The organism is Hymenobacter translucens, assembly GCF_020685205.1.
GTDB classification, from domain to species: domain Bacteria; phylum Bacteroidota; class Bacteroidia; order Cytophagales; family Hymenobacteraceae; genus Hymenobacter; species Hymenobacter translucens.
The window spans coordinates 669,720-683,185 of sequence record NZ_JAJERB010000002.1; the positions used below are offsets into that span (position 1 = coordinate 669,720).

Here is a 13,466-nt window from a genome sequence, read left to right on the forward strand (position 1 = left end):
AAGCAGAAAAAGAGCCTGAAATCAGCCAATCCGACCAAAGCACGGCTCAGCAGCCCGAAGGTAGGTCGTTTATTTTATTTGAAATAGCCTACAAGGCCGACTTTCCCGGTTTTAGCTGCGGCCCCGCACCGGCAGCCACAGCAGCCGCCCGATGCGCAGGCTGAGCCGTCCCCAGGAGTCGGGAGCCGAATACAGCACGATGGACGCCAGAATCACGGCATAAGCCAGCAGCTCGGCCGGGGCCGCCTGCTCGCCGAAGTACAGGAACGCCAGCAGGAAGCTGGTCAGCGGGCTGGCGTAGAGCAGCACGCCCACCGTACCCGAGGGCAGCACGCCCAGGGCCGTCATGTTCAGAAACAGCGGCAGCACCGTGAAACCCAGGCTGAGCAGAACCATTACCAGCATAAAGTGCGAATCGGCAAAGCCGGCCGCCGGGTTCACCTCCAGCACCGAGGCCAGGGGAAAGATGATGGTAGCCGCTACGGCCAGCTGCACGGTGAGCAGCACCAGGCTGTCGTAGCTTTTCAGCTGGCGCTGGGTGATCAGGTAAAAGCCCCAGGTAGTGGCGATGCCCAGGCCCATCAGAAACGGGCGCAGGGCACCGGAGCCCAGCATCGCGCAGCCCAGCAGGCTTACCCCGATGGCCAGCCACTGAATCGGCTTAAGCTTCTCGCCCAGCAGGCTAAAGCCCAACAGCGTCGTAATAACCGGGCAGATCAGGTAGGCAAACGAGCCGGCCTGTACGCTCACGTGGTTCAGCACGTAGATAAACGCCAGCCAGTTGGTAGCCAGCAGCATCCCGCTGAGCACGGCGCTGCCGCCCACCCGCCGCCGCTCGGCGCGCGGGGCGGCCTGCCACTGCTGCCAGGTGCGCCGCACTTCGGCCCGGCGGCCGATTACGTGCAGCACAATCAGCAGAACCAGGGAAAGCAGAACCCGGAAAAACAGGATCTGCCCGCTGGGGTAGTCGCCCAGCAGGCGCAGGGGAATGGGGAAAAATCCGAAGATAAGCGACGACGTAAGGGCCGCCAGGTGGTAACGCGAAAGAGACATGTATAGGAAGGCAGTAACTCGGAAAAAGGCCGCAAAAGTACGGCTTTGCGCCGGATTTAGCAGCAGTCCAGCCAGAAGTAACCGCCACGGACCGGCTGCCGGTTCCCGGCCGGCCTCCCAAACCCGCTACCTTTGCCCTTGGTAGGGCTTAGGAGCTTAGGTCTTAGATGTTCTGACATCCTGGGTTTCCAACCTGTTATGGCAGAGCAGTTCTAACGGCTCAGATCTGGAATCTCACGTCTAAGACCTACGCCCCTACGTCCTAAGACCTGGCTTATGCTCTTCTTTCCCGATCTGGCCCTGCTTCTGAATGGTACGCTGCTGCTGCAACCGGCGGCCCCGGCTCCGGTGCATCACCTGCTGCTCGACAGCCGGCGGGTGGGGCAGCTGGCCGGCGCCGTGTTTTTTGCCATCCGCGGGGCCCAGCACAACGGCCACCGCTACCTGCCCGAGCTGTACCAGCGCGGCGTCAGGCTGTTCGTGGTAGATCAGGAAGCGGAAATTCCCGGGGGCGCGGCGGCCTACCCCGAAGCCGGCATCCTGCTCGTGGCCGACAGCCTGCGGGCGTTGCAGGCGTTGGCGGCCCACCACCGGCGGCAGTTCCGGGTTCCCGTGTTCGGCATCACCGGGTCCAACGGCAAAACCATCGTAAAGGAGTGGCTGGCCCAGGTGCTGAGCCCGGACGAGCTGATCTGCAAAAGCCCGCGCAGCTACAATTCCCAGGTGGGCGTGCCGCTGAGCGTGTGGGAGCTGAATCCCAGCCATACGCTGGGCATCTTCGAGGCCGGCATTTCGGAACGAGGGGAAATGCCCCGGCTGGCGGAAGTCATTCAGCCCACGCTGGGCATCTTCACCAACCTGGGCACCGCCCACGACGCCGGTTTTAGCTCAGCAGCCGAAAAGGCGGCTGAGAAGATGCAGCTGTTTTTAGCTCCAAGACCGAAAAACCAAGACCCCAAGACCCCAACACCCCAAGGCCTCAACCCAGGCGTCGACCTGCTTTTCTACTGCCGCGACCACGAAGCCGTGCATGCCGCCGCGCTTCGCCACCTGCCCGCCCGCTGCACGTTTACCTGGAGCCGCCACCATCCCCATGAGGCCCAGGTGGCCGTCACGATGATGGAAGCCTCGGCCGAGCGCACCGTCGTGCAGGTAAGGCTGACGTCGCCGCTGCCCCAGGAGCATACGTTCAGTTTGCCGTTTGCCGATGAGCCTTCGGTTGAAAATGCCCTGCACGTGCTTGCCGTGCTTTTGTGGAAGCAGGTGCCGTCGGATGCCATTCAGCGTCGCCTCGACCGCCTGGCGCCGGTAGCCATGCGCCTGGAAATGAAGCAGGCGCTGAACGACTGCTACGTCCTCGACGATACCTATAACAATGACCTGGCCGGCCTCACCCTGGCCCTCGACATGCTGGCCCGTCAGCCCCGCCGCGGCCGCCGCACCCTGATTCTGTCCGACGTACTGGAGTCGGGGATACCCGCAGCCGAGCTGTATCCGCAGATCGGGACCCTGCTTTCGGCCCACGGCGTGGAGCGTCTGATTGGGGTAGGCCCGGAAATCAGCCAGTTCCGCCACGTCTTTGCCAGACTTGAGTCGGGCTTTTACAATCGAACCGAGGATTTTCTGGGGGATTTCCGGCCGGAGCAGTTTCAGCACGAAACCATCCTGGTAAAGGGTGCCCGGCGCTTTGGCTTCGAGCGGATTGTCGCGGCCTTCCAGCAGAAAATCCACGGCACCGTGCTGGAAGTAAACCTCGACGCGCTGGTACACAACCTTAACTACTACCGCGCCCGGCTCCGCCCCGGCACCCGGCTGATGGTGATGGTCAAGGCGTTTGCCTACGGCAGCGGCTCCTACGAGGTAGCCAACCTGCTGCAGTTTCACCGGGCCGACTACCTCGCCGTGGCCTACACCGACGAAGGCGTGGAGCTGCGCCAGCACGGCATCAGTCTGCCCGTGATGGTGATGAACCCCTCGCCCGACGCGTTTCAGAAGCTGCAGCAGTACCACCTGGAGCCGGAAATCTACTCGTTCGAGCGACTCCACGATTACCTGCGGATTGCCGCGGAACACCCCCGTCCGCTGCCGGCCATTCACCTCAAGCTCGACACCGGCATGCACCGCCTGGGCTTTACCGAAGAAGACCTGCCTGAGCTGTGCCGGCTGCTCCGGGAAAATGCGAAGCTGGTCCGGGTCGCCAGCGCGCTTACCCATCTGGCCGGGGCCGACGAAGAGCAGCACAACAGCTTTTCCCGCCAGCAGCTGGCCGCGTTCGAGCGGATGGTGCCGGTACTGGAAGAAGCGCTGGGCTACCGCGTACTGCGCCACGCTCTGAACTCGGCCGGTATTCTGCGCTTTCCCGAGGCCCAGTTCGAGATGGTACGCCTCGGCATTGGGCTCTACGGGGTAGAAGCTGCGGGCCGGGAGCAGGATGCCCTGCGGCCGGTGAGTACGCTGCAAACCACGATTTCGCAGATTAAAGCGTTGGCGCCGGGGCAGACCGTTGGCTACGGCCGGCGCGGCGCAGCCGTCGACTATGAGCGGCGCATTGCCACCCTGGCCATCGGGTATGCCGACGGCTACGACCGGCGCTTTGGCAATGGCATCGGGGAAGTGGTAATCCGGGGCCGGCGGGCGCCCATTGTGGGCAGCGTGTGCATGGACATGTGCATGGCCGACGTAACGCACATTCCCGAAGCCCGGCCCGGCGACCTGGCCCAGGTGTTTGGCCCGGACCTGACCCTGACCGAGCTGGCCGCTCGGATCGGCACGATTCCCTACGAGCTGCTGACCAACGTGAGCGAGCGGGTAAAGCGGGTGTTCTTCGCCGAATAGTTGATTTACAGGCTGCCTTTCCAGGAGCGGAGCATTGTAGCTCAACGGTAAGTAGCAACCAGTCTGCCTTCATTCAGGAAGTGGGCCTGTCCTGAAAAGGGCAGGTTCGCTTATGTTTAGCGGGTTGCATCCACCCAGCAAAAACGCGGATTCAGCTACCGTAATAGCGCGTTGGTGAAAATTTATATTGGATTAGTTTACAAAATGGTTGGCCCTGGTTATCTTTAACCTTTCAAATAGTAAATTTAACTCTAGGTAGTTCCGAAAACGACTTTATCCAACCGGCACTGGTAGCAAGTGCTACTCAGGCTAAGGATAATATTATTGTTTTGGCTCACTACAAGCTACTTAGATGGCATTTTTCCAGCTAGTTCATGGTTTGGATCAGCCTATACGCTCTGCTCTCCTCCCACCACCTTTTGCGCTTGTAGTTATGAACCGGATATCTACTTTCCTCTCATTTCTCTTTTTCTGTTGGCTGCTCACTTACTCGCCGCTCAGTCGGGCTCAGGGAGTTGTTGTGGCTGGCATGGTTACTTCCACCGAGGCGGAAGCCCTGGCCGGGGCGCAGGTTACGGTAGTCCACCTGCCTTCCGGCAGCCAGCGGACGGCTGCCGCGAATAGCAACGGTAGCTTCGAAGTAGCCAATCTGTCGGTTGGCGGGCCTTACATGCTGAAAATTGAGCAAACCGGCTACCGGCCCCAGATTGTAAATGACGTTTTCCTGACCGCTGACAAAACTACGAGCTTCTCTTTCAGCCTGATTCGGGCCACGGACGGAGCGGCAAAGCGGCGGGGGGGCAAAGTAGCCGCGGCCCCGACGTCGGCCGTTACGCCGGTGACAACGGTTGGAAAGAGTACGGTAAAAGCGGCCCCGCAGCCGGTTCTGACGGCCTCCGCAGTACCCGCCCCGGCTACCCAGTCGGAAGCCACTCCGATATCGGACCCCAAAGCAGAGGCGGCCCCCATCCTGCCGGCCAGCCCCCAGCCCAGCGCGCCGGCAGTAGGAAAGGTGTTTGTTCGCCAGCCGGTAGTGGTTGATGCCCCGGTCAACGGGCACTACGATGCCGTCAGCGGCAACTACATCTATGAAACCGGCCAGCCGGTGACGCTGATGATGAGCGGCGGCGTAATCGAGAAAGTGGGCATCAACTCCACCGAAAGCAAGCTGTATCAGTTCCTGACCGATCCACAGATGCGCGTCGACTCGATTAACCGTACCAAGGGCTGGATCAACTTCGACCGGGTGTTTTTCGAAACCGGCAAGGCTACCCTGACGAAGGAATCGATGGGGCAGCTGCGCAACATTGCCTGCCTGATGCGGACCTTCCCCAAAGCAAAAATCCGCCTGGGCGGCTACACCGATACAACCGGAACCTTCAGCAGCAACATGATTCTAAGTGAAGCCCGGGCCCAGACCGCCCTGGCCGTCTTAGTCGACCTGGGTATCGACCCCAGCCGCCTTCAGGCCAAAGGCTATGGCCCGCGCTACCCCATCGTGCCCAGCATCACTGCGGCCGGCCGGGCGCAGAACCGCCGTCTGAGCGTACGGGTTATCAGCAAATAGCTCATCTGAAATGGCCCGTACGAGCGGGCCGGCCTTCTCATCCCCGGCAAGTGCGCCCAGGCTCCGGCAGCTGCGCACTCGCCGGGGATGCGTCGTAAAGGACGGTGCGGAGCAGACAAGCAGCGAAGTCCGGAAAAACTGCAAGAAAACGCAGCAACGGACTTGTCGTACGCCGGCATTGCACTACTTTTATAGGTTGATTCGGCTGGCAACCGTAATTTTACGTCTCATCTTAAGCATTGTATGCGCATCAGCTACCGTTTTCTTTTTCTCTGCTGGCTTAGCATGCTGCCGTTGCTGGCGGCGGCCCAGTCGGCACCCGTAGCGCAGCCTTCCCCTCTTGATGGTCAGTGGAAAGGGGCTTTGAAAGTGCCCGGCGGCAACCTGGAGGTTATCTTCACCGTGCTCAAGCTCACCGATGGTACCTACTTTTCGACCCTTGACGTGCCCCTGCAGAAGGTCAGCCGCATGACGGTGAAAACCCAGGTCGACAGCGCCCGGGTTACGTTTGAAGCCCAGGAGGCCGGCAGCCGCTTTTCCGGCAAGCTTGCTCCGGATGCCAAGTCGATAAGCGGGGAGTGGCAGCAGCCGGGCTTTACGGCCCCGCTGGTACTCGCAAAGCTGGCTCCGGTGGCGGCTACGGCCAAGGCCGGTAAGCTGCCCCCGCCGTACCGGGTGGAGGACGTGGCTTTCACCAACACCAAAGCCAATCTACGCCTCGAAGGCACGCTCACCATTCCGGCGGGCCCCGGCCCGTTCGCGGCCGTGGTGCTGGTGTCCGACAGCGGCCCCCAGGACCGCGACGCTACCACCGATAACTACCGCCCGTTTGGCGCCATTGCTGATTACCTGACCCGCCGCGGCTTTGCCGTGCTGCGGTTCGACGACCGGGGTACCGGCAAGTCGGGTGGTGCATTTGCTTCCGCCACCACGGCCGATTTCGTCACCGATGCCCAGGCCGGCATGAACTTCCTGCGGGCCCGGCCTGAAATCGACATCGAGCGAATCGGACTGGTCGGGCACGGGGAAGGTGCCAACGTAGCCATGATGGCCGCCACCCAGCCCCTGCCGCCGGCATTCGTGGTTTCGCTGGCGGGCTTTGGGCTGGCCGGGGGCGAGGCCCTGATTCAGCAGCAGGTAGGTGTGATGCGCTCCGTGGGAGCCGACGCCGCCAAGCTGGACGAGATGGTGAAGCGCCAGCGCAGCATGCAGGAAATCATCCGCCAGGTGGCCGACAACGACCAGGCCCAGGCTATTGTGGCTAACATGCTGCGCCAGAGCAACTCAGCCATGGATGAAGCAACTGCCCGCCTCGGCGCCGTGCAGTTCACCTCGCCCTGGTACCGCTATTTCCTGAACATGAACCCGGCCGTGACAATGGCCCAGGTGCGCTGCCCGGTATTGGCCATAAACGGCACCAAGGACCTGCAGGTCGCCGCCGACGCCAACCTGAGCGCCATCGAGAAAGGGCTGAAAGGCAACCGCGACGTAACCGTGAAGAAGCTCAACGGGGTAAACCACCTGCTGCAGTCAGATCCGGCAGAGTGGACGATTGTAGCCGGGGAGCGGCAGCCCACGATTTCGCCCCAGATGCTTGAAGCTATGCGGGAGTGGATTGCACTGCACACCAAGCGCTAGGCTCCGCATAAACTCCAGACAACAAAAAAGGGACGCCCAGCGGCGTCCCTTTTTTGTGAAGGCTTTCCCGCCGCTACTTGATCATATCTACTTCGGCCTTGATCATGGCGTTGTAGCGCTGGCCCTGGCCGTTGGCCAGCGTCAGCAGGTTCCAGCCCTTGCCAATGGTATAGGTCCAAGTGCGGCTTTCCTTGAACTCGAACGTCGGGCGCATAATCTGGCCGTAGGCCGTGTAGGTGTCGGAGAAGTTGGTGGTGTAGAACTTGTCACCGGCTACGATCCACTCCATAGCCACGTAAAACCCTTCGTCGGGAGCCGGGATGTTGTAGGGCGTCAGGTCCACGGTAAACCACTCGCCACCGCGCGGGGCCGATACCACCACGTTCTCGGTCAGCAGGTCGGTGTTGGGGGCGTTGTAGTTGCCGTCGGGCTTGTAGAGGCGCACGCGGAACGGCTCCCGCGGAAAGCCGTTCTCACCGATGTAGAACGACACCGAGCGGACGTTGCCCAGCTTCTTCTTCTTGTCGTTCTTCACGAAAAAGGCGTACTGGCTGCCGGCCTGGCCCTGAATCATGCCTTCACCGGGGTTCTTGGTGCGGGCGCCGAGCGAGAGGTCCTTCACCTTGCCGCCCTGTACCTTTACTTCTTCCAGCTGGAACACGCGCTTGGGTACTTCAATCACAAACTCCTTCTTGCCGTCGGTCTTGCGCACCAGAATGGCTTTGCGCTCGTAGCCCAGGGCAAAGATTACCAGCGAGTCGGTGTCGTTCTTCTGGGGCGGATCAATCTGGAAAAAGCCGAACTCATTGGTTAGGACGCCCACCTGCTCGTCTTTGAGCCCGAGCGAGGTAAAGGGAATCGGCTCCTTCGTCTTCTGATCCAGCACCCGGCCGGTCATGCGGTTGTCAGGAGCATTCTGGGCCCGGCCTGCGGTAGCCAGTAGCCCGACTAAAGAAACAACGAGCAGTAAACGAGTGATCATAAATGAGACTGGTAGAACCACCGGCCCAAGCCGGCAACTGTGAAGAGGTAAAACAGATTGTCCGCTCCCGGGGCAGCAGACAGCGAAAAAGCAAAGAAGTGAAGGTACAGCCGCGGTAGCGCCGGCCTACTTGTACATATCAACCTCGGCCTTGATCATGGCGTTGTAGCGCATGCCGTTGTTGGCGAGGGTAATCAGGCTCCAGCCCCGGCCGATGGTATAGTTCCAGGTACGGCTTTCCTTGAATTCGAACGTCGGCCGCAGGATCTGCCCATAGGGCGTGTAGGTATCCATGAAGTTAGTGGTGTAGAACTTGTCACCACTCACAATCCACTCCATGGCCACGTAAAATCCTTCCTCGGGGGCCGGGATGTTGTACTGCGTTAAATCGACGGTAAACCAGTCGCCGCCCTTGGGGGCCGACACGACTACGTTTTCAGTCAGGATGTCGGTGTTGGGCGAGCTGTAGTTGCCATCGGCTTTGTAAAGGCGCACGCGGAACGGCTCACGCGGGAAGCCGTTCTCGCCGATGTAGAACGACACCGAGCGGACCATGCCGAGCTTCTTGTTCTTCTCGTTCTTTACCAGAAAGGCGTACTGGCTGCCCGGCATGCCCTGAATCATCCCGGCGCCCGGGGTGTTGGTGCGGGCACCCAGGTCCAGGGCCTTTACTTTGCTGGCCTCAACTTTCACTTCGCTCAGCAAAAACTCCCGCTTGGGGACCTCAATGATAAGGTCTTCCAGCTCGGGGTTGTTGCGCTTTACCAGGATGGCCTTCCGCTGGTAGCCCAGGGCCATGATAATCAGTGAGTCTTCCTTGTTCTTGTCGAACATGGGCAGCTGAAAGAAGCCGTATTCGTTGGTCAGCGCGCCCGTTTGCTCCTCACGGAGGTTGATGGAGGCAAAGGGAATGGGCTCTTTGGTCTTCTGATCGACGATGCGGCCGGAAATATGAAGGTCCTGAGCCAGGCCCAGAAGCGGCGCGAAAAGAGCGAAGAAAAGAAGGGTGAGTAGGCGTTTCGACATATGAGGCAAGTCTAGTCTAACCCAAAACTACTATGATTTTAACGATTTTTTACAAGCGCGATAATAATGTAGAAGAATATGCAATTCAACGAAGGAATAGTTCAAGGTCAGCCTGTTAGCTGGCGTTCCTACTTTTTTGCTGTTCCGGCCGGGGTTGATGGAAACCTAAATGCGGTGTACCTTTGTTTGAACAGAATCTAAATAACGCTCCTGCTTTGGCTGCATCCACCACCCGTACTACGCCCCAGACTCGCCGCAGCGTGAAGGACCTTCGCGTGGGCGAGAGTGGCACAATCTGCTGCCTGCAGGATCCGGAAATGGCGTTGAAGCTCCTGGAAATGGGCTGCATCCCCGGCACCCGGATTCGTATGAACAGCCGCGCCCCCCTGGGCTGCCCCGTTACTTTGGTGCTGGGCGACGACGACTACACGTTGTCGGTGCGGGTAAGCGAAGCGGCTACCATTCTTCTGAAAGACTAGCTGGGCCGGATGGCACGTGCGGAGAGTAACTTTGATTCGACAGTCGCTCCGGCGGCTCCTTCCCGGCCCGTCGGCCAGGACGAGGCGCAGCTGCGCAGCCGCAAGTCCCTGACCCGGATTGCTTTGATCGGCAACCCGAACTCGGGTAAGTCGTCTCTGTTCAACCAGCTCACGGGCCTCAACCAGAAAGTCGGCAACTTCCCCGGGGTGACCGTGGACCGCAAGACCGGCACGAGTCAGCTGACGCCCCAGCACCGGGCCGAAATCATTGACTTGCCCGGCACCTACTCGCTTTACCCCAAGAGCCTCGACGAAAAGGTTATTACTGACCTGCTCTACGACAAGGAGTCGGCCCAGTACCCCGACTTCGTGGTGGTGACGGTGGACGCCAGCAACCTGCGCCGCAGCCTGCTTTTGTTTACTCAGCTGGCCGACCTGGGTTTGCCGACGGTGCTGGCGCTGAATATGACCGATGTGGCCGAGCAGCACGGCGTGCACATCGACATAGCGCAGCTGCAGTACGAGCTGGGCGTGCCGATCATCCCGATGAATGCCCGCAAGGGCATCGGCATTGCCGCCCTCAAGATTGTTATTGCCCAGCAGCTCGGGGCGCCCACGGTCGACTTCTACTCCCCGGCCGAGGAGCTGCTGCCCATGATCCGGCAGATCCGCTACTACTTCAACCTGCACAACGACTACCTGGCGCTGCACTATGCCCACCAGTTCCGGCAGATCAGCTTTCTGTCGGCCGACGACCGGCAGTACATTCAGGAGCTGACCCAGCAGTACGGGTTTGAGCCCACGCCCCAGCAGGCTCAGGAAACCATTGCCCGCTACGCCCGCATCAACGACATCCTGCTCAACACGGTGTCGGTGACGCGCACCGAGCGGCAGGAGCCCTACAGCAACCGGCTCGACCGGGTGCTCACGCACAAGGTGTGGGGCTACCTGATTTTCTTCGGCATCCTGTTTCTGATGTTCCAGGCCGTTTTCGCCTGGGCCAGCTACCCCATGGACCTGATTGACCAGGGCGTAGCGTGGATCAACGGGCTGATTCAAACCAACTTCAGCGGGCCCCTCATTGATCTGCTCACCGAAGGCGTGCTGGCCGGCCTGGGCGGCGTGCTGATCTTCATTCCCCAGATTGCCCTGCTGTTTGCCTTTATTGCCGTGCTCGAGGAAACCGGCTACATGGCCCGGGTCACGTTCATGATGGACCGCATTATGCGCAAGTTCGGGCTTAACGGCAAGAGTATTGTGCCGCTGATTTCGGGCGTGGCCTGCGCCGTGCCGGCCATCATGAGTGCCCGCACCATCGAGAACTGGAAGGACCGGATGATTACCATCTTCGTGACTCCGCTGATGAGCTGCTCGGCCCGGATTCCGGTATACACGGTCCTGATTGCCTTCGTCGTGCCCGCGGAGCCGGTGCTGGGCATCTTCAACCTGCAGGGGTTTGCGCTGATGGGGCTTTACCTGCTGGGCTTTGTCACGGCCATCGTGTCGGCGCTGCTGCTCAAGCTGATTTTGAAGACCAAGGAGCGGAGCTACTTCATCATGGAGTTTCCGGTGTACCGGTGGCCGCGCTGGAAAAACGTGGGCCTCACCATCATGGAGAAAGTAAAGGCCTTCGTATTTCAGGCCGGTAAGGTCATCGTGGCTATTTCCGTGATTCTGTGGGTACTCGCCTCCTACGGTCCCGGCAACGCACTGGAGCAGGTAGAAGCCAAAACCCGCGTAGCCGCTGTCCGGCAGCAGCTCAGCCCCGAGGAAACCAACCTGCGGGTAGCGGCCGGCCGCCTGGAGAACTCCTACGCCGGTGTGTTTGGCCGCACTCTGGAGCCGGCCATTCGCCCCCTGGGCTTCGACTGGAAGATCGGCATTGCCCTGATTACCTCGTTTGCTGCCCGGGAAGTGTTTGTGGGCACCATCTCCACCATCTACAGCGTAGGGCAGGATGCCGACATGCGCACCGTGCAGCAGAAGCTGGCCGCCGAAAAAGACGAGAACGGCCAGCCGTTCTTTACCCCGGCCCGGGCGTTTTCCCTGCTCGTATTCTACGTGTTTGCCATGCAGTGCATGAGCACCCTGGCCGTGGTGTACCGCGAAACCAAAGGCTGGCGCTGGCCCCTGGCCCAGCTGCTCTACATGACGGCCCTGGCCTACGGCTCGTCCCTGCTGGTGTATCAGGTGTTTAAGTAGTTTTTGGGGTCTTAGGGTCCTGGGTTCTTGGATTCCGGGTATTTGGTATTCGGATGAGCGGTAAGAATGACATCCAAGATCCCAAGCCCCCAACAATCCAAGCCCCTAAAAACTAGCGCCCAATCAGAAATACAGCTGGCTGCTTGTGAATCTGGGGGAGTTTGCCTTTCCAGCCGGCCACCGTGTTGGTGCGCAGAAACTCGTTTTCGGCGGTGAGGCTGGCGGCAATGCACAGGCGGGTGCCGGGCTGCAGGTGAGCCAGCAGATCCTCGAGCAGCGGCATGTTCCGGTAGGGCGTTTCGATGAAAAGCTGGGTCTGGTGCTGGCTGAGGGCTGTCCGCTCCAGGTTTTTCAGCGCCGTAATCCGCTGGGCCCGCTCGATGGGCAGGTAGCCGTGAAACGCAAAGCTCTGCCCGTTCATGCCTGAGCCCATCAGCGCCAGCAGCAAAGACGAAGGCCCCACCAGCGGCACCACCGGGATACCCAGCTGGTGCGCCATCCGGGCCAGCTCGGCGCCGGGGTCGGCCACGCCGGGGCAGCCGGCCTCACTGAGCACGCCTGCATCCTGGCCCTGCAGCACGGGCGCCAGGGCCTGCCGCACCTCGGCTTCGCTGCTGTCCTTGTCGATTACGCTGAAGCGCAAACTCTCGATAACGTGCTGGGGAGCTACGCTTTTCACGAAGCGCCGGGCCGTACGCAGGTTCTCCACCAGAAAATACGACAGCTCGCCAACCCGGAGCCCTATCTGAGCCGGCAGCACCTGCACGGCCGTGTCGTCGGCCAGGGTGGTCGGAATCAGGTAGAGAGTGCCGGGCGGTAGGGGAGAGGAGGCCAATGAATTCGGGAACAGTGAAATGCTAAAATCCGACTGCTATCAGCCGATAAACCGGTTAACCAGGTCAAACACGGTATCCGGCGCCTCGGCGTGCAGCCAGTGGCCCACGTCCGGAATTGTCTCTACCACGGAGTTGGGGAACAGCGTCGGGATGGAATAGAGCTTGTCTTCCGGCCCGATGTAGTCGGACTTGCCGCCCCGCAGAAACAGGGCCGGCTTCAGGAAGGGCTGGGCTGCGTCGATTTCAGCGCCGATGGCCGGCATGTTGGCCGTCAGGGCGGCCAGGTTCTGGCGCCAGGCAAACGAGTTGTCCTCGCGCCGGTACAGATTTTTAAGCAGGAACTGCCGTACGCTGGGCTGGGGAATGTAGCGGGCCAGGGCCTCGTCGGCTTCCTGTCGGTTCTGGAGCGACGTAAAGTCTACGGCATTAAGGCCAGCCAGGATAGCGTCCTGGTGGCGCATGTCGGAAAAGCCGGGGGCAATATCGAGCACAACCAGGCGGGCCAGCGTTTCCGGATGGTCGAGGGCCAGGCGCATGGCGACCTTGCCGCCCATGCTGTGACCCAGCACGGTGGCATCGGGCCCCAGCTGCCGTTCCGTCAGCAGCTCGCGCACGTCCTCGCTCATCAGCTCGTAGGAGTGCTCCGGCGTGTGCTGGGAGCGGCCGTGGTTGCGCAGGTCCACGCTAATGACGCGGTAAAGCTCAGCCCAGCGCCGGGCCAGCGTCTGCCAGTTGTCGAGGGTGCCGAACAGGCCGTGCAGGATTACCAGTGGACGCCCCTGCCCGGATTCGCGAAAGTGAAGTTGCATAATACCACAAAGATGCACGGCCCGCGGGAATTGCGGCCG

General features: G+C 60.8%; 10 protein-coding genes. 5 read left to right on the forward strand and 5 right to left on the reverse strand.

Translation table 11 applies throughout. The annotated features are described in order from the left end of the window. Positions 1–111: 111 nt before the first annotated feature. A complete protein-coding gene (locus tag LJY25_RS06525; RefSeq protein ID WP_227607461.1) occupies positions 112–1,053 on the reverse strand; it encodes an EamA family transporter in 942 nt (313 codons plus the stop codon). 276 nt (positions 1,054–1,329) lie between these two features. On the opposite strand from LJY25_RS06525, the gene LJY25_RS06530 reads away from it, so the two are divergent. From LJY25_RS06530 to LJY25_RS06540, 3 genes are all read left to right on the forward strand, one after another. Then, positions 1,330–3,888 (forward strand): bifunctional UDP-N-acetylmuramoyl-tripeptide:D-alanyl-D-alanine ligase/alanine racemase, encoded by a 2,559-nt coding sequence (locus tag LJY25_RS06530; protein ID WP_227607463.1) that lies wholly within the window; start codon positions 1,330–1,332, stop codon positions 3,886–3,888. Between the two features lie 529 nt (positions 3,889–4,417). Then, positions 4,418–5,455: an OmpA family protein gene (locus LJY25_RS06535; protein WP_227607465.1), complete on the forward strand. Its 1,038-nt coding sequence runs from the start codon at positions 4,418–4,420 to the stop codon at positions 5,453–5,455. Between the two features lie 285 nt (positions 5,456–5,740). Further along, entirely contained in the window at positions 5,741–7,093 is a 1,353-nt protein-coding gene (locus tag LJY25_RS06540) for an alpha/beta hydrolase family protein (protein ID WP_227607467.1), read from the forward strand. A 73-nt stretch (positions 7,094–7,166) separates the two neighbouring features. Here the strand turns inward: LJY25_RS06540 and LJY25_RS06545 are convergent, their stop codons facing one another. Both LJY25_RS06545 and LJY25_RS06550 read right to left on the reverse strand, forming a co-directional pair. Continuing rightward, positions 7,167–8,075: a carboxypeptidase-like regulatory domain-containing protein gene (locus tag LJY25_RS06545; RefSeq protein WP_227607469.1), complete on the reverse strand. Its 909-nt coding sequence runs from the start codon at positions 8,073–8,075 to the stop codon at positions 7,167–7,169. Positions 8,076–8,201: 126 nt separating this feature from the next. Beyond that, positions 8,202–9,101, reverse strand: coding sequence for a carboxypeptidase-like regulatory domain-containing protein (locus LJY25_RS06550; protein ID WP_227607470.1), 900 nt, complete (start codon positions 9,099–9,101; stop codon positions 8,202–8,204). Between the two features lie 215 nt (positions 9,102–9,316). Between LJY25_RS06550 and LJY25_RS06555 the strand changes: the two genes are divergently transcribed. Beyond that, positions 9,317–9,580 carry a FeoA family protein gene (locus LJY25_RS06555; RefSeq protein ID WP_227607472.1) on the forward strand — a complete coding sequence of 88 codons (264 nt, stop codon included), beginning with the start codon at positions 9,317–9,319 and terminating at the stop codon, positions 9,578–9,580. A gap of 9 nt (positions 9,581–9,589) precedes the next feature. Next, complete coding sequence (gene feoB, locus LJY25_RS06560; RefSeq protein WP_227607473.1) at positions 9,590–11,782, forward strand: ferrous iron transport protein B; 2,193 nt, start codon at positions 9,590–9,592, stop codon at positions 11,780–11,782. A 112-nt stretch (positions 11,783–11,894) separates the two neighbouring features. On the opposite strand, the gene LJY25_RS06565 is transcribed toward feoB, so the two are convergent. Next, on the reverse strand, positions 11,895–12,617 hold the full coding sequence (locus LJY25_RS06565; RefSeq protein ID WP_227607475.1) for an SAM-dependent methyltransferase: 723 nt from the start codon (positions 12,615–12,617) through the stop codon (positions 11,895–11,897). 39 nt (positions 12,618–12,656) lie between these two features. Continuing rightward, positions 12,657–13,427, reverse strand: a complete 771-nt coding sequence (locus LJY25_RS06570; RefSeq protein ID WP_227607477.1) for an alpha/beta fold hydrolase — start codon at positions 13,425–13,427, stop codon at positions 12,657–12,659. Positions 13,428–13,466: the final 39 nt, after the last annotated feature.